Annotated in this window: 20 protein-coding genes; 10 read left to right on the plus strand and 10 right to left on the minus strand. The window is 58.0% G+C overall.

The genetic code is table 11. The features are described from left to right. Positions 1-118 precede the first annotated feature (118 nt). Positions 119-682 (minus strand): septation protein A, encoded by a 564-nt coding sequence (locus SMD27_RS08655; RefSeq protein WP_320507970.1) that lies wholly within the window; start codon positions 680-682, stop codon positions 119-121. A gap of 65 nt (positions 683-747) precedes the next feature. Between SMD27_RS08655 and can the strand changes: the two genes are divergently transcribed. Further along, complete coding sequence (gene can, locus SMD27_RS08660) at positions 748-1,410, plus strand: carbonate dehydratase (RefSeq protein ID WP_320507971.1); 663 nt, start codon at positions 748-750, stop codon at positions 1,408-1,410. Here can and SMD27_RS08665 read toward each other — a convergent pair. Then, positions 1,407-2,300, minus strand: a complete 894-nt coding sequence (locus tag SMD27_RS08665; RefSeq protein ID WP_320507972.1) for a DMT family transporter — start codon at positions 2,298-2,300, stop codon at positions 1,407-1,409. The genes can and SMD27_RS08665 overlap by 4 nt on opposite strands. 685 nt (positions 2,301-2,985) lie before the next feature. After that, positions 2,986-3,270 (minus strand): hypothetical protein, encoded by a 285-nt coding sequence (locus SMD27_RS08670; protein WP_320507973.1) that lies wholly within the window; start codon positions 3,268-3,270, stop codon positions 2,986-2,988. Between SMD27_RS08670 and SMD27_RS08675 the strand changes: the two genes are divergently transcribed. Next, positions 3,259-3,600: a hypothetical protein gene (locus SMD27_RS08675; RefSeq protein WP_320507974.1), complete on the plus strand. Its 342-nt coding sequence runs from the start codon at positions 3,259-3,261 to the stop codon at positions 3,598-3,600. The genes SMD27_RS08670 and SMD27_RS08675 overlap by 12 nt on opposite strands. Before the next feature lie 57 nt (positions 3,601-3,657). On the opposite strand, the gene SMD27_RS08680 is transcribed toward SMD27_RS08675, so the two are convergent. The 4 genes from SMD27_RS08680 to SMD27_RS08695 are packed head-to-tail and all read right to left on the minus strand — an operon-like array spanning position 3,658 to position 8,855. Next, positions 3,658-4,272: a sarcosine oxidase subunit gamma gene (locus tag SMD27_RS08680; protein ID WP_320507975.1), complete on the minus strand. Its 615-nt coding sequence runs from the start codon at positions 4,270-4,272 to the stop codon at positions 3,658-3,660. Further along, on the minus strand, positions 4,265-7,288 hold the full coding sequence (locus tag SMD27_RS08685) for a sarcosine oxidase subunit alpha (RefSeq protein WP_320507976.1): 3,024 nt from the start codon (positions 7,286-7,288) through the stop codon (positions 4,265-4,267). The genes SMD27_RS08680 and SMD27_RS08685 overlap by 8 nt, the downstream gene beginning before the upstream one ends. Further along, a complete protein-coding gene (locus tag SMD27_RS08690; protein WP_320507977.1) occupies positions 7,288-7,584 on the minus strand; it encodes a sarcosine oxidase subunit delta in 297 nt (98 codons plus the stop codon). The genes SMD27_RS08685 and SMD27_RS08690 overlap by 1 nt, the downstream gene beginning before the upstream one ends. A 17-nt stretch (positions 7,585-7,601) precedes the next feature. Beyond that, positions 7,602-8,855 (minus strand): sarcosine oxidase subunit beta family protein, encoded by a 1,254-nt coding sequence (locus SMD27_RS08695; protein WP_320507978.1) that lies wholly within the window; start codon positions 8,853-8,855, stop codon positions 7,602-7,604. Positions 8,856-9,283: 428 nt separating this feature from the next. On the opposite strand from SMD27_RS08695, the gene SMD27_RS08700 reads away from it, so the two are divergent. Beyond that, complete coding sequence (locus SMD27_RS08700) at positions 9,284-10,297, plus strand: GlxA family transcriptional regulator (RefSeq protein WP_320507979.1); 1,014 nt, start codon at positions 9,284-9,286, stop codon at positions 10,295-10,297. Positions 10,298-10,359: 62 nt separating this feature from the next. On the opposite strand, the gene SMD27_RS08705 is transcribed toward SMD27_RS08700, so the two are convergent. Further along, complete coding sequence (locus SMD27_RS08705) at positions 10,360-10,587, minus strand: hypothetical protein (RefSeq protein WP_320507980.1); 228 nt, start codon at positions 10,585-10,587, stop codon at positions 10,360-10,362. 185 nt (positions 10,588-10,772) lie between these two features. Here SMD27_RS08705 and SMD27_RS08710 point away from each other — a divergent pair, with 185 nt between their 5' ends. Both SMD27_RS08710 and SMD27_RS08715 read left to right on the plus strand, forming a co-directional pair. Then, the gene (locus SMD27_RS08710) at positions 10,773-11,423 is read left to right on the plus strand and encodes a TIGR02466 family protein (protein ID WP_320507981.1); all 651 of its coding nucleotides are present in this window, start codon (positions 10,773-10,775) and stop codon (positions 11,421-11,423) included. An 11-nt stretch (positions 11,424-11,434) separates the two neighbouring features. Beyond that, the gene (locus tag SMD27_RS08715) at positions 11,435-11,941 is read left to right on the plus strand and encodes a PAS domain-containing protein (protein WP_320507982.1); all 507 of its coding nucleotides are present in this window, start codon (positions 11,435-11,437) and stop codon (positions 11,939-11,941) included. A 27-nt stretch (positions 11,942-11,968) separates the two neighbouring features. Here the strand turns inward: SMD27_RS08715 and SMD27_RS08720 are convergent, their stop codons facing one another. Continuing rightward, positions 11,969-12,559, minus strand: coding sequence for an HD domain-containing protein (locus SMD27_RS08720; protein WP_320507983.1), 591 nt, complete (start codon positions 12,557-12,559; stop codon positions 11,969-11,971). A gap of 75 nt (positions 12,560-12,634) precedes the next feature. On the opposite strand from SMD27_RS08720, the gene SMD27_RS08725 reads away from it, so the two are divergent. The 3 genes from SMD27_RS08725 (at position 12,635) to SMD27_RS08735 (ending at position 16,140) form a co-directional block, all read left to right on the plus strand. Further along, the gene (locus tag SMD27_RS08725; RefSeq protein WP_320507984.1) at positions 12,635-13,384 is read left to right on the plus strand and encodes a ferredoxin; all 750 of its coding nucleotides are present in this window, start codon (positions 12,635-12,637) and stop codon (positions 13,382-13,384) included. A gap of 117 nt (positions 13,385-13,501) precedes the next feature. Beyond that, positions 13,502-14,380: a hypothetical protein gene (locus tag SMD27_RS08730; protein WP_320507985.1), complete on the plus strand. Its 879-nt coding sequence runs from the start codon at positions 13,502-13,504 to the stop codon at positions 14,378-14,380. A 233-nt stretch (positions 14,381-14,613) separates the two neighbouring features. Next, positions 14,614-16,140, plus strand: a complete 1,527-nt coding sequence (locus tag SMD27_RS08735) for a trimethylamine methyltransferase family protein (protein WP_320507986.1) — start codon at positions 14,614-14,616, stop codon at positions 16,138-16,140. A 25-nt stretch (positions 16,141-16,165) separates the two neighbouring features. On the opposite strand, the gene SMD27_RS08740 is transcribed toward SMD27_RS08735, so the two are convergent. Continuing rightward, positions 16,166-17,113, minus strand: coding sequence for a fatty acid desaturase (locus tag SMD27_RS08740; protein WP_320507987.1), 948 nt, complete (start codon positions 17,111-17,113; stop codon positions 16,166-16,168). A 153-nt stretch (positions 17,114-17,266) separates the two neighbouring features. On the opposite strand from SMD27_RS08740, the gene SMD27_RS08745 reads away from it, so the two are divergent. Next, on the plus strand, positions 17,267-18,178 hold the full coding sequence (locus SMD27_RS08745; protein ID WP_320507988.1) for a GFA family protein: 912 nt from the start codon (positions 17,267-17,269) through the stop codon (positions 18,176-18,178). A gap of 20 nt (positions 18,179-18,198) precedes the next feature. Beyond that, positions 18,199-19,002 carry a phosphate/phosphite/phosphonate ABC transporter substrate-binding protein gene (locus tag SMD27_RS08750; RefSeq protein WP_320507989.1) on the plus strand — a complete coding sequence of 268 codons (804 nt, stop codon included), beginning with the start codon at positions 18,199-18,201 and terminating at the stop codon, positions 19,000-19,002. The last annotated feature ends 1 nt before the right edge of the window (position 19,003 follow it).

Here is a 19,003-nt window from a genome sequence, read left to right on the forward strand (position 1 = left end):
GAGGTTTGATCGGATAAGCTGATCAGTTCGATTGCACCGATGTTGCCATAAGAGCAACGTGGCGTCTTTCAGCACAATTAGCTTGCTCAACCCTGTCGCCTCCAGTTGCGGTGAAGATTCAACCTTGATCGATGCTGTGCCGTTTGATCAAGGGGAGCTGGGCGAAGATAAACAGGATCGTCAGGCCGATAATTCCGAAAACTTTGAAATCCACCCAGAAATCCGTCGATTGCGTGCGCCAGACAATTTCGTTGAGCACGGCCATGGCGGCAAAGAAGCAGCCGAAACGGAAGCTGAGGCTGCGCCAGCCGGTATCGTCCAGTTGCAGCGCCCCGCCCATGACATAGCGGATAAGAGGCTTGTTCAAGAGCAGGCCGACGAAAAGGATGACGGCAAAAAGACCTTGGATTACCGTCGGCTTCATTTTAATGAAGGTGTCGTTCTGCAGCCAGAGCGTGAGGGTGCCGAAGACCCCGACCACAACGAGTGTGATTAAGGGCACGATCGCCAGCTTGCGGGTTGCCAGGTAAAGCACCGCAGTCGCGATGACTGTCGCAATCAGGAGAACCAATGTGGCCGTCATCAATCCGGCCATCTTGAAGGCGATGAAAAAGGCCAAAATCGGCCCATAATCAACAGTCGTTTTGAGCCAATTGGGCATTCTGAACGTCATCTGGATCATTTAGAGTTAGACTAGGGCTATGTTAGTACAGGCCCCGATGCAAGAAAAAGTGAGTCGAGACCGAGATGAGTAATGCCTTTCTGCAGCGAATTCTGGACCGGAACCGGGAATGGGCGCGCCAGACGACGGAACGCGATCCTGGATTCTTTTCCCGCTTAGCGGAGCAACAAGCGCCGGAAATCTTCTGGATCGGCTGTTCGGATGCGCGCGTGCCGGCCGATCGCCTTCTGAACCTGGATCCCGGCCAGGTTTTCGTTCACCGCAACATCGCTAATCTGGTTTATCAGATCGACGTCAATTGCTTATCTGTCTTGGAATATGCGGTTAACGTTCTGAAAGTTAAGCATATTATTGTCTGCGGCCATTACGGTTGCGGTGGTGTGCGCGCAGCGATGGAGCGAACCGAACTGGGCCTGATCGATAACTGGCTGCGCCAGATCAAGGACATCTATGCCTCGAATGCTCGCGTCCTGGATGCCGAGGCCAGTGCGGATAAGCGTCTCAACATGCTGTGCGAATTGAATGTGCGTCAGCAGGTGCTGAATATCTGCCACACATCGATCGTTCAGGATGCTTGGAAAAGGGGCCAGTCACTTACCGTTCATGGCTGGATTTACAGCATCCGCAATGGCCGGCTGCATGATCTGGATTTCTGGGTCGATGGCGTGCACGACCTCAATCCGATCTATCAGATGCTCAATGTCGAGGAAGACACGCCCGGTTTCTAATCCGGCGAAACCACCTGTTCCGGCACGGTGCAGTCAGCAGGGCGCTTGCCCTGCTGCGCCTCGCGATGGGCGATATAGAGGCTGGAGCCGATGATGACAGCGGCGCCGACCAGCACCTGGATAGTCGGCAGGTCGCCCCAGAACATAAAGCCCAGGATCGTCGCCCAAAACAGCGCGGTATATTCCAAGGGTGCCAGCAATGACGCCTCGCCGATTTTAAAGGCGCGGATCATGCAGAGCTGGCCAATGGCGCTGCAGCTTCCTTGAATGAGAAACAACAGCCAATCCCTGGCACTTGGCGATTTCCATTCGAGAACGGCAGGGACGACGGCGGCGAGGCCGCTGAATAACGTCGCATAGAAGATGATGTTGAAGTTCTGCTCTTTGCCACTGAGCGGACGGAGCCAAAGTTGCCCGAGGGCATAGGTGATGGCCGCGATAAGCGCCAATATCGCGCCCCAGGTGATGCCGTGCTGGCCGGGCCGCAGCGCAATGATGACACCAATAAAGCCGATCACCACAGCGGCCCAACGACGAGGGCCGACGCGTTCGCGGAGCAGGGGACCGGATAGCGAGGTGATGAAAAGCGGCGCAGCAAACGCGATCGCAATCGCATCCGCCAATTGCAGGTACCGCAGGCATTCATAAAAAGTCCAAGTGGTCGCGACGACCAAGACCGCGCGCATCAAATGCGTCTTCAAGAATGCCGTCCTGAAACCGAAATATTGGCCGGTCGCGCGATACATGATGAGGCAAGAGGCGATCAACGGGCATATGCGCGACAACAGGACGAGCTGCCACGTGCCATATCCTTCGCCCAGAAACTTGGTCACCGCATCGAGAACCGAAAAAAAGAAAACGCCGGCGGCCATGTAAATCAGGGCCTGCATGGTGCTTCCGGTTGCCGATGAGGTGGTTGAAATCATGTTCTACCCTGACACATATATTTTGTTACCGGCATAGTTGGCCGGATACCGTTAGGTTGAGCTTTAGCATGCGGACTGCTTGGGGAGGTCGGCGATTTGCAGGAGCCGTATATGCAGAACTTGCGATGCCACAGCTGCGAAGTGTGATTTCTAGCAGCCGACAGCTTGGCGGATACGGACGAATTGGTGAGGTGTGGATGCCGGGGCCCCAGTAGCCGTTTTGCCATTGCAATTCACGTGTTGCTCATCCCGCCCACGCATCCGGCCCGTTCGATATCTTCCGATCCCATCGCTTCATCGTGGGAACCAACCCGGTTCTCATACGGCAGATGATGTGTATGCTGCGATCCGCGGCTTGGTGACAACGCGTGCGGGCTCTCTTGGCGGGTTTACGCTTAGCAAGCCCGCTGCCGAGATCTCTTTGAATGCGGTGTATCATGCGGGGGAAACCGCGCTGGCCGGAAGCCTCAAGGATAAGACCATCGCCGACTTGGCCGATTTGTCCTAAGTGCGAAGCACCTCAAACCGATATTTGAGAAGAGCTTGGCGGTCAGACCTGGACTCGTGACAGGCCTCTACTTTTGGTATATACAATTTATATTAGATTATGAAAGAATTCAGTCTCAGTCGTAGGATTCTCAAGCTATTATCATAGCTGAATGATCTCAACTAGCCGTGGCTTGGTACGGGATATGAGTCTGAGCGCCGCAAAAAAGATCACGCTACTGATCTTCGCTTTCTGCGCATTTATTTTCCCCGCCGCATTGACTGCTTCCGTTTGGATTGCGCCCAGCATGTTTGCCCAGCCAGCGGTGAGGCCATTTGCGGTGACTTCACATTGGCGGTCGGCAGTATTGCCACGCTTTCCTATATGACGATGACGCAACATTTTACGGATTGCCTTTGCCTCGAGTTTTGTCGCGTGGAAAAGCAACTGGAGCAGCCTCCCATTGCGGAACAGCGTAATCGAGCCATTGATGTTATCGAAGCAATTCAAATGGCGGGAGGTGGGCGGACTTATTACTGGTTTCTTGTGCCGCTTGCCTCGGGTGCGCTGGCCTTTTATGGGGCAGGCCTTTTGATCGATCTCTATCTAGACTTTGCCGCGCCGACACTGCCTTTGGTTTTTATCGCACTTGTCGTTCTGGCGAGCGCTTTGACAGTCTGTTTGGCATTGCCTTCCATTCTGTTCGCACATGAGCGGTTGGAACCTGCCGCTATCTTGGCGCGCTTTCAGCAGGAAATAGGAACTCGACATCATTGATGGCAAAAAGGGCCGCTGTTTCCAGTCGGCCCTAATTTGCGAGCAATGTTTTTGGACTTAGGCGGCGCTGATGGCCAGACCGAAATCTGTGGCAATCTTTTCCGTCCATTGCCACAGATAGTCGGAAAAGCTTTTCAGCACATAGATATCATAGCTGGGCTTGTCATCGGTCTGATGCAGCAGCACGTTGCATTTCGACATGCCGGTCTGGGCGCATTGACCGGGACCGAAGACACGTGGATGAAGATCAAGACTGATGCCGCGCGCCAGCGCATCGCGTGCCTTCGGTCCGCTGATGGTGATCACCGTCCGCGATTCCGTCACATCGACGACCGCCGTATGCTGACCCTGGAACGCTTGACGAAGGGCAGGGACCAATTCGTCACTGCGGTCGGGCGTGGTGACGACCCACCATTCATTCGGCCCCAGCCAAAGAATGCCGGTGTCGCCAGCCTTGTTGACCGTGTTGGCCTTGGTCGGTAGATCGACCCCGGTGACCGATTTCACCGCATTGATAAAAGCCGCGTCATTGGCGTCACCGCGGATGTTGATGATCGTGCGATGGGCGCTTTCGCCCAGGATCACGCCAGCCGTCGCATGGCCGCCCTGATTGGCACGCGCCGCCAGACCGAAGTGATTGAGGGCGCTACGCCGCTGATAGGCTTCAACCATTGATGCGCTTTCCTTCCGAGTCGAAGAATTTGGGCTCAGTGATCTTAGCGGGGATCACCTTGCCTTCGTAAGGCAGATAGACCGTTTCGCCCATGCGGTTGCGGCCGTTCTTGACCAATGCAAGAGCAATCGAGCGATTGCAGTTCGGGCTGTAATAGCTCGAGGTAACATGACCGATCATTTCCATCGGCGGCCTATCCTTCACATGCGCGACGATCTGACCACCTTCAAGCAACACTTCATTTGGATTGTCGGTCAACAGGCCGACCAGATGCTTGCGGTCCGGACGCTTCGTGTCCTCGCGGGTAAGCGAACGGCGGCCGAGGAAGTCGGTCTTCGATTTCGCCATGATCCAATCCATGCCGAGGTCGTAAGGCGTGATCGTGCCGTCGGTCTCCTGGCCGACGATGATGAAGCCCTTTTCGGCGCGCAGCACATGCATCGCCTCGGTCCCGTAGGGGGTAATGTCATACTTCTCGCCGGCCTGCATCAAGGCGCGCCAGACATGCAAAGCATGCGACGGCTTGCAGTTCACTTCGAAGCTCAATTCACCGGTGAAGCTGATACGGAAGATCCGCACCGGCACACCTGCCAGATGACCGTCCTTGAAGGACATGAAGGGGAAGGTGGCATCGTCGAGCGGAATATCCGTCGTCAATTCCTCCAGCAGCTTGCGGGACAGCGGGCCGTTCAGCGCCATAACCGACCATTGTTCGGTGACGCTGGTGAAATAGACCTTCTTATCGGGCCATTCGCACTGATGCCATTCCTCCAGCCAGCTCATGACGCGCGGGGCGCCGCCGGTCGTGGTGGTCATATGGAAATGGTTTTCCGAGATCCGGCTGGTGACACCGTCGTCGAAGACCATGCCATCTTCGCCCAGCATCAAGCCGTAGCGGCAGCGGCCGGGCTCCAGCTTGGTCCAGGCATTGGTATAAACCATGTTCAGGAACCAGGCGGCATCGGGCCCCTGGATGTCGATCTTGCCGAGGGTCGAAGCGTCGACGATGGTGACGCCGGTACGGGCGGCCTTCACTTCGCGGTTGACCGCGTCATGCATGGTTTCGCCCAGCTTGGGATAGTAATAGGGACGGTGCCACTGGGCGACACATTCGAAGACTGCACCGTGCTGCTCGTGCCACTGATGCATCGCCGTCTTGCGGATCGGATCGAGGAAATCGCCTTTGTCGATGCCCGAGAAGGTGCCGAGGGTGACGGGCGTATAAGGCGGCCGGAAGGTCGTCGTGCCGACCGAGGGAATCTCGACATTGCGCAATCCGGCCATGATCGCCAGGGCGTTGACGTTGCTGGTCTTACCTTGATCGGTCGCCATACCCATCGTGGTATAGCGCTTCAGGTGCTCGACCGAACGATAGCCTTCACGATGCGCCAGCATCACGTCGGCTGCGGTCACGTCGTTCTGGTAATCGACAAAATGCTTGCCGCCTTGGCCGACCGGCTTGTCACTTGGCACGATCCAGACGGGCAACAGCGCTCCTTCCGCGGGTTCGCCCGAGACGCTCGGCGCCTGGCCGCTTTGAGCCCCGAAGCCCAGCCTGGCGGCGCCTTCGCTGCCGGCAGCGTGGCCTTCGGCCAAGCAGTCCGCCAAACCGAAGACGCCATGAGCGCCGCCGATCGACCGGTTATTCTGGCCGGGCAGCTTGTTGCCGGGGACGAAAGCCTGGATATCGTCGCTCCAGACAACCTTCGCCCGGGTCTGCGAATGCAGATGAACCGTCGGCTGCCAGCCGCCTGAGGACAAAACCAGATCGCAATGGATATGGCGGCTGGCGGAGGTCACGCCTTTTCCATCGGCTGTGAGCGGCATGATATCGACGCCGGTCACGGCGAGCTTGCCTTTGACGCCGGTGATGGCATGGCCGGTAATGATTTCAATGCCTTTGGCGCGCGCCGCCTTGACCAGCTCACCTTGTGGATCGGACCGCAGATCCACCACAGCAAAGACTGTCACGCCGGCCTCGGACAGATCCAGGGCCGCACGATAGGCACCGTCATTGTTTGTCATAATAACAGCGCGTTGACCCGGCATGCTGCCATAACGGTTGACGTAGGTGCGAGCGGCCGAAGCCAGCATGCAGCCGGGGCGGTCATTGTCGCTATAGACAAGGGGGCGCTCGATTGCACCGGTCGCCAGGATGACTTCCTTGGCACGAACCCGCCACAGACGCTGGCGCGGCTGCTTGGCACCGGCCACCGGACCGAGGTGATCGGTGACACGCTCCATCAGGCTGACCGAATTATGGTCGTAATACGCCCAGGCGACGGTGCGGGACAGCAAGGTGACTTCCGGCATCGCCGCCAATTCAGCCACAGCACCGGCAACCCAGTCAGCCGCTGATGTGCCGTCGACCTCCGCGGTGCGTTCGGACAGCAGGGATCCGCCCAGCTCCTGCTGCTCATCGACCAGGATAACACGTGCACCGGAGCGGCCGGCAGCGAGCGCGGCGGCCAGACCAGACGGGCCGGCGCCAATGATCAGGAGATCGCAACTGGCATAGAGCTTGTCATAGCGATCAGGGTCTTGCTCGGTCGGTCCTTTCCCCAGGCCGGCGGCCTGACGGATGAATTTTTCGTAAAACATCCAACCCTTAGCCGGCCACATGAAGGTTTTGTAGTAGAAGCCAGAGGGAATGAATTTCTGAAAGATGCTGTTAGCGGCACCAAAATCGGTGGTCAGCGACGGCCAGCGATTCTGGCTTTCCGCGACCAGCCCATCATAAAGCTCGATCTGTGTCGCACGGAGATTGGGCTCCGTCCGATCGCCGAGCCCGAGCTGGATCAGCGCATTCGGCTCTTCTGCCCCGGCGGAGAGGATGCCGCGCGGGCGGTGATATTTAAAGCTGCGCCCGACTAGGCTCACGCCATTGGCCAGCAAAGCCGAAGCCAGCGTGTCGCCCTGATAGCCGTAATAGGTCTTGCCGTCGAAGGTGAAACGCAGCGGCTTGGTCCGATCGATGCGGCCGCCCTGTCCGAGGCGGTTCTTCTGCGCGGTCATTACTTCTTCTCCGTATCGATCTGCGGTGCCGGCTTGCCCATTTCATAGACGGCAAGAATCTCGTGGGTCACGGTGTGACGCGCCACGTTGAACCACCGGCGGCAACCCTTGGTGTGCACCCAGCGCTCGAAGTGAACGCCTTTGGTGTTCTTGCGCATGAAGAGATACTGAGCCCATTCGGCATCGGACATCTGTTCGTATTCGGCCGGGGTGGGGCGGGCGATATGCGCTTCGTGGCCATAGCCGAATTCGTGCTCGTCGCGGGCGCCGCAGTAGGGACAGGTAATGAGAAACATGGCTTTTGCCTCAGATGTCAGTGAGCCACGCCGGCGGCGCCGTGCTCGTCAATGAGATAGCCGGTGGTGAAACGTTCCAGGGCAAAGGGGACGGCCAGCGGATGCGGTTCGCCGCGCGCGAGCGTATGGGCGAAGACATTGCCGGAACCCGGCGTCGCCTTGAACCCGCCCGTACCCCAGCCGCAATTGATGAACAGATTTTGCACCGGCGTCTTGCCGATGATCGGGCTGGCATCCGGGCAGGTATCGACGATACCGCCCCATTGCCGCATCATCCGCAACCGGCTGAAGGCCGGAAACAGGTCGCAAAGGGCGTTCAACTGGTTCTCGACGATCGGCGGGCTGCCGGCCTGGGCATAGGAGTTGAAGGCGTCGATGCCGGCGCCGAGCACCAATTCACCCTTATCCGACTGGCTGACATAGACATGGACTTGCGGCGACATGACCACGGTGTCGAGGATCGGCTTGATCGGCTCGCTGACCAGGGCCTGGAGCGGATGGCTTTCCAGCGGCAAGCGGAACCCGGCCATGCCGGCGAGGACACCGCTATGGCCCGCGACGACCACACCAACTTTCTTGGCGCCAATGAAACCGCGGGTGGTTTCAACACCCTGAACGGTGCCATTGACGATCTTGAAGCCGGTGACTTCGCAATTCTGGATGATGTCGACGCCGCGCTCATCGGCACCCCGGGCATAGCCCCAGGCGACGGCATCATGGCGGGCGGTGCCGCCGCGCCGCTGGAAGCTGGCACCCATGATCGGGTAACGGGCGTTGGGCGAGCAATCCAGCATCGGCACCAGTTCCTTGATCTGGGCCGGCGTCAGGATCTCGGAATCGATACCGTTGAGCTGGATGGCATAGACCCGACGACGCAGCGCCTGCATATCATGGACCGTATGGGCCAAGTTCATAATGCCGCGCTGGCTGAACATGACGTTGTAGTTCAGGTCCTGGGACAGGCCTTCCCACAGCTTCAGGGCATGTTCGTAGAGATGCGCCGATTCATCCCACAAGTAGTTGGAGCGGACGATCGTGGTGTTCCGGCCGGTATTGCCCCCGCCCAGCCAGCCTTTTTCCAGCACGGCCACATTGGTGATGCCATGTTCCTTGGCGAGGTAATAGGCGGTCGCGAGACCGTGGCCGCCGCCACCGATGATGATCACATCATAAGCCGGTTTGGGGTCCGGGCTGCGCCAGGCTTCCTGCCAGTCGGCGTGGTAGTTCAGGGCATTCCGTACCAGAGAGAAAATCGAATAGCGTTGTTTCATGGAGGTAACCGGCCAATCGGTTGAGACTCAGTTTTTCAGCGGTCGCATCCTGCCAAACGGTCAAGAGCGATTCCGGCGGTCGAGCGCCACCTATTGTCTCGCCCGCGTCTCGCGGTCAAGTGGTAAGAGGCGGCTAATCGCATGACTTTTTTACCGATTTCGCTAAACAGGCAGTTATATTGCCGGATTGTCCGGTGGCGCACTAGTGAAGCGGACTGTAGCGTCGGTAAGGAGCGAAAATTTTTCGCATCCGCGACATAAAGGCCTAGTAAAAAACCGGAAAATTTGGTCTATTCACGCCGCTCAATGTCTTGTCCACGGCGGGGTCAGTCAGGGAGGGCTTGACCGATCGCCTCGCGCCTGAACGGTTGAAAAACCTTGGGTGGATCGTGGACCGTCAGCGACATTGATGAGGATGAGGACCTCACATGTTTGGCGCATTGCCATCGAAACTGCCTCAGCAGATTGCGTTTCTGCTGGTGCCTAACTTTTCCATGATCGCTTTTACTTCCGCCGTCGAACCGTTGCGTCTCGCCAACCGCGTTAGTGGCCGCGAGCTTTACCGTTGGCATCTGTTTTCTCCGGACGGCCAGCCGGTCAATGCCAGCAACGGCATCAATCTGACGCCGGAAGGAGCGGTGGATCAGATTACCAATTACCAAACGGTCGTGCTTTGTAGCGGGATCGACGGCCACCTCTTTGATGATAAAGCAGTTTTTGCTGCGCTTCGGCGGTCGGACCGACAGGGTGCCGATATCGGCGCGCTCTGTACCGGCAGCCATATCCTGGCGCGCGCCAATATGCTGAACGGCTATCGCTGCACCATTCACTGGGAGAATCTCGCAAGCTTCTCGGAGAATTTCCCGGAAATCGAGACCACCTCCGAACTCTTCGAGATCGATCGGAATCGCTTCACCTGTTCGGGCGGCACGGCGGCCCTGGACATGATGCTGAACATGATTTCGCAGCAGCATGGGCACGAACTGGCGGCGGCGGTTTCGGAGCAGTTCATCCACGAGCGCATCCGTGACCGACATGACCATCAACGCATGGCGCTGACTGCCCGCCTGGGCGTTCGCCATCCGAAGCTGATCCAGGTCATCCAGTTGATGGAAGCCAATCTGGAAGAGCCGCTGAGCCGGAGTCAGTTGGCCGATGCCGCTGGTCTCTCGAGCCGCCAGATGGAGCGGCTGTTCAGCAAATACCTGCACCGATCGCCGGCCCGGTATTATGTCGAACTGAGGCTCAACCGGGCTCGGCTGCTGCTGCTTCAGACCAATATGTCGGTCATCGACATCGCCTTGGCCTGTGGCTTCGTCTCAGCGTCACATTTCTCGAAATGCTATCGGGACTTCTTCGGCAAGACGCCGCGACGCGAGCGGGCGACACCTTCAGCGCTGCGAGATGCCGAGCTGTTGGCTATGGAAGGCGTCATCAATTGAAGTCGCGGCGTTCCTGCTACGATGCTAGAACGCTTCCTTCTAGCCCATTGGTTATGCGGCTTTTAGGAATGGACTGCGTCGGCTGGCGGCTGCGTGGCACCCGTTGGCGGCGGCAGGTGGTCGAACTCATAAATGTCCTGGTCGCGATCGCCTTTGGCCGCGGATGTAGGCTTGCTTGCCGATACCGAGGCCATGCCGGTCATGGGCGCTGCCATGGCAATTGCGGCGCCGGCGAGAAAGCAGACGATCAGCATCAGCCAGGTTGCGAGCGTCATCAACCGCATCAGCATCTTTTCCTCCATTGCACCGGCTGACAGGGAATGCCGGTACTCACGGCCAGAGGATTGACGCAACATTGGCTTTAACGCTGTGATCCGGCGCACAGGCTTTGACAGTTTCATGGCCAGATTGCGTCCCCCCGGCTGTCTTCTGCATGATGACGCTGGACCATGTTAACGAATGCGAGTCGTCTGGAATGTTTGCGCGTACGGAAGTCAAAGATGTGTTTCCCACCCCGATCTGGGTGGTCGATCTGGAACCGGCCAAGGCCGCCAGTCTGAATGCGCATCTCAAGAAGCACATTTACGAGCTGACGGAACCGCGGAAGGAGCTGCCGGTCGGCGGCACCTGGCAGACCGATCCGGTCCTGCATCAACGGCCCGAATTCAATGAATTCAGCGGCATGGTGCGCCAGGCGGCGAAAGCCACGCTCGACTTTCTGCAAGTCGTGCATACCGGCTTCGAGATCACGGGCTGCTGGGCCAATATCAATCCGAAAGGCGGGTTGAACTCGGCCCATATGCATCCAAACAACTTCCTGAGTGGCGTCTATTATGTTTCCTTGCCGCCCGGTACTGAGCAGATCGTGTTCAGCGATCCGCGGACACAAGCGGCGCCGGTCATGCCAACGGTCCGGCAATGGAACAAATATATGGGCAATGAGATCAGGCTCGAGCTGAAGGAAGGGCGTTTCGTGCTTTTCCCCTCCTGGCTGGTGCATTCGGTGCCGGTCAATCGCAGCGACGAACACCGCGTCAGCATGTCCTATAACATCATGTTCTCCAATTTCACCGAGACCATGAGCCGCCCGCTCTGGCAGGGAACAGCGAAGCTGAAAAAGGGATAGTGAGCCGCGCCATGGGGGATCTCACCGTCGAGGCTGTGCTTCTGGATACCGAAGCGATCGAGTTACCGACCCTCGCGCGCTTATATGATTACTGGCGAGGTCTCTGTCGCGGGCGTTTTGCCCCATCCCGAGCAGATATCGATCCGACCGAGCTTGGGTTCATCCTGCCACGGCTCCTGATGTTCGATGTGTTGGATGGCGGCGACGATTTTCGAGTGCGACTGGCCGGCAGCGGAACGTTTAACCTGCATGGACGCGACATCACCGGCATGCTGGTTTCGAATTTCACGCCCGCAGCTTTTCGTGAGGCCGTCGCGTCGTCCTATCGGCAGATCGTGCGAGATCGCCTGCCTGTCTATGTGCGTAATACCTATTGGCGGAACGGCATCGAGGTCGACGCCTATCACGTCCTGCGCCTGCCGCTTTCCAGCGATGGCGAGAACGTCAATATCATTCTCGTTGGGGAAGATTACCGAGGGCGCGAGGCGGATCTGGTCAAGATCATGGAGACCGATTGAATCCGCTGTCACGCGCCCCGTTTCGATTTACGCCAGGTCCGCCATCCGGACTTTAATGTGATCGCCGAACGGCTGACGGGCGAAGATGCGCTCGACCATCGGCATGAAGGTTTCGATAGGCTGCGTCTCGTAATCGGGATCGAAAGACACCTGATCCCAACGCTCGCAGAAGCGGGCGCAGCGATCGAACAGAGGATGACCGCGATATTGTTCGCGGGCATGACGGTCGCCGCCGACGAAATGCCAGAAATAATAACCTTGGAAAATGCCGTGATGCTTGATTACCCAGTGATTGTCTTCGCTCACATAGGGCTGAAGGATCGCGGCGGCGAGATCGGAATGGTTATGCGGCGCCAGAGTATCGCCGATATCATGGAGGAGGGCGCAGACGATGCTCTCTTCATCGGCGCCGTCGCGTAAAGCGCGTGTCGCAGACTGCAGAGAGTGTTGGTAGCGATCGATCCTGTAGCCCATCTTATCGCCGGCCAGCCGATCCAGCAGGGCAATGGCATTGCCCGCCAAACCCTCTTCATGCACCTTGTACAACCGGTCGAGCAATTGATACTCGGCTTCGGTGCCCTCATCCATGCGTATGAAATTGACTGTCTCCAGCGACATGAATCTCTCCCCAATCTTGCCGATGTCGTTTTTCGGCATGTAAACGCCGCATGATTATTGTTGAAATAGGCCATCATGACGAGAACCGCAGCCGATATAGCCGCCATGCTTGAGCCGCATGGCCTCATTTTGCGAGGCGGCTTTGCGTTGGAGACCGCGCTTGATGGCGACCTTTTGTCCATGCGGCCCACGGCACGACAATTAGTGTTGGTCGGTAATGCGGGCTCGGCGATTTGGCCGGCTTTGGCCGATTTCATCAAAGCCAATCCGCGAGAGCAGCACCCGCTGGATCGCTGGACACAGAGGGTCGTGTCGCAGTTAGCGCGAGATCTGACGGTCACCGATCTCTATCCATTCGGGGGTCCCCCCTGGTGGCCTTTCCAGCGATGGGCGCAGCGGGCGGAACCGGTGGCGCCGTCGCCGATCGCTATCCTCATTCATCCCGTCTTCGGTCTGTGGCATGCCTATCGGGCGGCTTTGTTATTGGACGAGCCGGTATCTTTGCCGCCGCGGCTCGAAGCCGAAAGCCCCTGCGCCACATGCATCGATCGACCTTGCCTGTCGACCTGTCCCGTCGGGGCTTTCGACGGTCGGAGTTATGACGTCTTGCGCTGTGCCGAGCATGTGGATAGCGAAGATGGAAAGCCCTGCCGTGATTTCAGTTGTCTTGCGCGGCTCGCTTGTCCGGCGGGCACTGGATGGCGCTATGAGACGGCGCATGCCTTGTTTCATATGAATGCGTTTCTCCGCGCCCGGCGCGAGGCAAAAAATACAGCCAAAGCGTCTGAAACCGCCACCCGTTACGCGTCTACTTACAAAGGTTAATATTTGAGTGATTCCAAGGCCTTGCACGAAATAGGCCTTGTTAACGCTCGAGTCGGTGGGTTATTTAAAAGGCCAGTCCGCGACATCGCCCCCCGCTCGATCTGCAAGAGGTTCCCCGTGCGCAAGCTGCTTCGTCTTCCATCTCTCCTTGCCGCGCTCTTTGCCGGCAGCCTTTGCGCCCCGGCTTTCGCAGCCGATGTGACCTTTACAGCCAGCTTGGGGCATAGCGGCGACCAGATTAAGACGCCGGTCACTTGGACCGTCACGAAATTGGACAAATCGGGCAAGCCGGAGACCAAGCCGACGATGGTGCAGACGGGCCCGACCTTCCACGGTGAACTGAAAACAGGCCATTATGTCGTCATGGCGCAAAGCCAGGGCATTGCCACGAAAGAGAAAGTTTTCGTCGGCTCCGATAAGCTTTCCCATAATGTCGTCCTGGGGCTGGCACATATCTCGCTGAACATGATCGCCAGCCGTGGACGCAAGCCGATCACCGAGCCGATCGAGTGGGAAGTTTACACCTATCAAAAAGGGAAGACCGAGGCTGGCGTCCTGGTCGACAAGTCCAAGGGATCGACCGCGAATTTCTCGCTTATGGCCGGCGGCTATGTGGTGCGCGCCAAATATAAGGAGACGACAGCTGATCTGGTGGTGCCGCTGGCAGCGGGACAGGCCTATGATTACACTATCAATCTCTATGCGGGCTATGCCAAGCTCGCTGCAGTTGCGAATAAGAAGGCCGTCACAAAAAAGGTCACCTATCAAATCGTGCGGCAGAAGCCGAATGAGAAGGGTGAATACGAATTGATTGCCGAGAAGGAAGGCACAACGCCCAATGTCATGCTGCGCGAAGGCAATTACCTGTTGATCGCGCGCTACGGCAAGATGTGGGGCCGGGAGAACCTCGCCGTCCAGGCTGGTCAGACCAAGACCGTCAAGGTGACCGTTCGGGAAGGTGTCGGGGCGCCCATCGTGGTGTCTTCCGCCAACTGACATCCAGCCTGTGCTGAGCTGAAGGGCCGCCTTTCGGGGCGGCCTTTATGTTTATCGGCCCGATATAGGTGGCTTGCTCAATTCAAAAAACACAATCGCTCATGATTAAATTGCGCCGACCGGCTGCTTGTCAGATGTGCGGGGGAGTGTTTGAGTGCTGTCATAACGGAAAGCTTGATGGCCGACCCAAGTAAGGAACCGGTTGGCTGTCCAATGGGATGGGAGCACGATCCATGTCGCGTGAACAGAGGGTGCGCCGTGAGCGGCGCGGGGGCGATAAAGGCCTGAAACAATTGCCCTGGCGGCAATATCGGAACCCCTATAAGCCAATCGAGGTCGTATCCGACGATCAGCTCGAAGCCATTCATCAGGCGTCTTTGCGGATCCTGGAAGAAATGGGCATCGAATTCCTCGATGCCGAAGCCCGGGAAATCCTCAAGCAAAAGGGTGCAGATGTGGTGCCCGGTTCCGACCGGGTCCGGTTGGACCGACATATGGTAACGGAATATGTTGCCAAGGCACCGTCGCAGTTCACGCTGCACGCCCGCAACCCTGAACACAATCTGATCTTCGGCAAGGATTACATCAATTTCGGCTCGGTTGCCTCGGCGCCGAACGTATCGGATTTGGATCGTGGCCGTCGGCCGGGCAATTTCGACGATTATGCCGATCTGATGCGCCTGTGCCAAAGCCTGAACGTGGTACAGTTCATCGGTGGGTATCCGGTGGAACCGGCGGATCGTCCGCCTTCGACGCGCCATCTCGATGCCCATTACGCGGCGATCACCCTGACCGACAAGATCTGGCACCCCTATTCGCTGGGACGCTACCGGATCGAAGACGCGATCGAGATGATCTGCATTGCGCGCGGTATCGATAAGGAGCAACTGCGGCGCGAGCCGAGCCTCTTCTCCATCGTCAACAGCAACTCGCCGCTGCGGCTCGATATCCCGATGCTGCAGGGCCTGATGGCAATGGCGCGCCATGGCCAGCCGGTCGTGCTGACGCCTTTTACCTTAAGCGGCGCCATGGCACCTGCGACGATCGGCGGCGCCTTGGCCCAGCAGAACGCCGAGGCCTTGGCCGGCATCGCTTTTATTCAAATGGTCAATCCCGGTACACCTTGCGTCTATGGCGGCTTCACCTCGAATGTCGATATGAAGACCGGCGCTCCAGCCTTCGGCACACCGGAATATACCCGTGCAGCGCTGGTCGGCGGCCAGTTGGCGCGCAAGCATGGCTTGCCTTACCGGTCGAGCAACGCCTGCGCCGCGAATGCCGTCGATGCACAGGCTGCCTATGAGTCCGAAATGTCGATCTGGGGCGCCGTGATGGGACACGCCAACCTCATTTTGCACGGCGCTGGCTGGATGGAAGGTGGCCTGGTTGCGTCCTTCGAGAAGATGATTGTTGATGCCGAGATCATCCAGCATATGGGTGAATTCTTGCAGCCGCTCGAGATCAACGACGATACGCTGGGCCTCGACGCCATTCGCGAAGTCGGCCCCGGCGGCCACTTCTTCGGCTGCGCCCATACTCTGGCGCGTTATGAAACCGCCTTCTATGCACCAATGCTGTCCGATTGGCGGAACTTCGAAAACTGGCGACTGGCCGGCGCCCTCGACACAGCGCAGCGTGCCAATAATTTGTGGAAGCAGGTCTTGCGGGATTACACGCCGCCGGCCCTGGATTCAGCGCGCGACGAAGCACTGCAAGCCTTTGTCGCCAAGCGGAAGGAAGAGGGCGGGGTGCCGGCATAAGCTGGCATCCCATTTCAAGCAAAAGCTATTCTGATTGCGGATGCAGCAGCGGTTCCTTCGCCGCGAAGGAATATCGCTCGAATAACCGGCGATAGCCGGGCATGACATAATGTTCGGCTTGAGCGGTTAATTCGGGTTTGCGGACGCGATACCGCGCCGGCCGCTTGTACCAGGCAAGACCTGGCTCGTCGTGATGCACGACATGCAGGTTGTTATACAGGAAGAGCCAGCTCCAGAATGGGCCAGCCTCGCAGATCACGGTCCGTCCCGTGACGGAAGTATGGGCACGATGTTCGGCAAAGGAACGTACCAAAGCCAGAGCCGTACCCGGATAGGCGAAGCCAAGGATGTAGGCCCACAACGGAATGCCGCAAACGACCAGCACCCAATAGAGGATCAGGGCGACCGCCGGCAAATGCCATGCCCAAGCCCGCAAAATGGCGAGATGACCGCGCAACAGCGCGTTCGACAGGTCGCGCAAACCCATCACCGCATAATAAATTGGGCCGAAAACCATGCGGCCCAGCAGCGGGCGCATTGCCTGACGCATCAACCGATGAAGCGGCGACATCGCCGACCATTGCGTCTCAGTGAGATAATTCGATTCCGGATCAATCGACGGATCGGTCAGATTTTCGTCGATATGATGTTGCAGATGCGCGCTGCGATAATTGAGATAGGGCAACCAGAGCCAGAGCGGCCATCCGACGATAAAACTATTCACCGCCGGCCAGCGCGTTGGATAGCCATGCGTGCCTTCATGTTGCAATGACCCGTGCAGGGCAACGACAATTGTGCCGAGCGGACAGACGATCCACCAAGGTAAATAATGGTAGGAGAAGGTGATTAAAAGGAAGGAAAAGTAAATCCCATACGCCAAAGTCAGAGTTGGCCAATCGATCCGATAAGCATGGCGACCGAAGTCACCTTTTCTCTGGCCGGCACGAGCCGCCGGCGGCATACGCGTTTCCATTTTCCTCTGTTATACATGCCTGTATATACAAGTAATAACCGCTTGACGAATTGGGATCAAGCGGCAAGTTGCAACAAAGCTTAAATGCCGTTGGTTAAGAAAAGCATAGCGACTGGATGACTAACAGCGAGATTAACTGGGGAGGGTCTGAAGTTGAGCTCGATACCGGCAACCGCCCTGGCGGACATCCAGCCTAATGACCGACATGCTTCGGGAGAGTGCCTTTGTGGTGCCGTGCGCTACGAGATACAAGGGATCTTGTCGCCACCCTCTGCATGCCACTGCGGCATGTGCCGGCGGCATCATGGTGCATTAGGCGTTTTTACCGGCGCGCCTGTGACGGCCTTCCGCATTCATGGTGCAGATCACGTCGGCTGGTACCGCTCCTCGCCGGAAGCCGAACGTGGCTTCTGTCGGCAATGCGGTAGCAAATTATTCTGGCGGCAGATCGATAGTGACCGGTTGGATGTAACGATGGGGAGTTTGCATCAGCCGAGCGGCCTGCATCTCGATCATCATATCTGGGTCGCGCATCGTGGGGATTATTACGACATCGCCGACGCGCTACCGAAATATGCTGAATCAGCGGTGGGGCATGGCGACCAGTCACAGCTATCAGGACATCGGCCGGCGCCGGTACCGACGGTGCATGAAGGGGGCTGCCTGTGCGGCGCCATCCGCTTCAAGGTCGATGGCGATATGCGCAATGTGGTTGTGTGCCATTGCGGCCAATGCCGGCATTGGCATGGTCACTCGGCCGATTATAGTGCGGCGAGAACGGCCGAGATGGCCTTGCGAGGCGAAGGAGCACTGTCCTGGTATGCCTCGTCACCAGGCGCGCAGCGGGGCTTTTGTCGCCATTGTGGCACGAGTCTATTCTGGCGAGGGGCTAAGAATGGTACGGCGGCAAGCAAGATTTCGATATCGGCGGGCGCACTTGACGGGCCGACGGGTTTGCAAACGGTCAGGCACATCTTCGTGGCAGACCTCCCAGATTACTACGCTATCTCGGGTGATGCCGAACGTGATGCCGGCAGTATGGCGTCCAATCCGGTGGCATTCTGAACATAAGGAAAGATTGCCACATGATTATGGGCCTGCCGATGTACGCCTTGCCGGAGTTGTCGCGGGCAACGCTCGATTGGTGGATAGGTTTATGCCGCCACTTTCGGCGCGCGGGCATCGACGATTTGCCGTTGACCATGGCGGAGCCACGGGATCTTTACGAGCATTGGCGGCAACCCTCTCTCTTGTTCACGCAGACCTGCGGCTATCCGCTCACCCATGATCTCGACGGCCAGGTGCAGTTGGTGGCGACGCCGTGTTACCGGGCGCCGGGATGCAACGGATCAACTTATCGGAGTTCCATCGTCATCCGTGACGACGACGCGATCGAGGACTTGGCGGATCTAAAAGGTAAGCGTATCGCCTTCAATAGCCGAGATTCGCAGTCAGGGTACAATTGTCTTCGGCATCTCATTTCCCCTCTGGCGCGCGATGGCCGGTTTTTCGCGGAGGCTCTGGAAACCGGTGGCCATCGCCGGTCGCTGGCTGCCGTGCGGCATGGCAAAGCCGATGTCGCTTCGATCGATTGCGTCAGCTATGCATTGATCGCCGCGGTTGCCCCAGTGGAAGTCACCGGCATCCGTGTTTTATGTGAGAGCGCGCCGGCGCCGAACCTGCCCTATATCACGGCCGCCGCGACACCCCCGCAAAAGCTGGCTCGGTTGCAAGACGGCTTGCGGGCAGCCACGGCGGACCCTCATTTGACCGCGACGCGTGACACCCTGCTTATCGAAGATGTTACGGTCTTGCAACGGGACGCCTATGACCTGATTTTGTCGATGGAACGTGCAGCGATCGAAGCCGGATACAGGGATTTGGATTAAA

Source organism: Dongia soli, from assembly GCF_034044715.1.
Lineage (GTDB): Bacteria > Pseudomonadota > Alphaproteobacteria > Dongiales > Dongiaceae > Dongia_B > Dongia_B soli.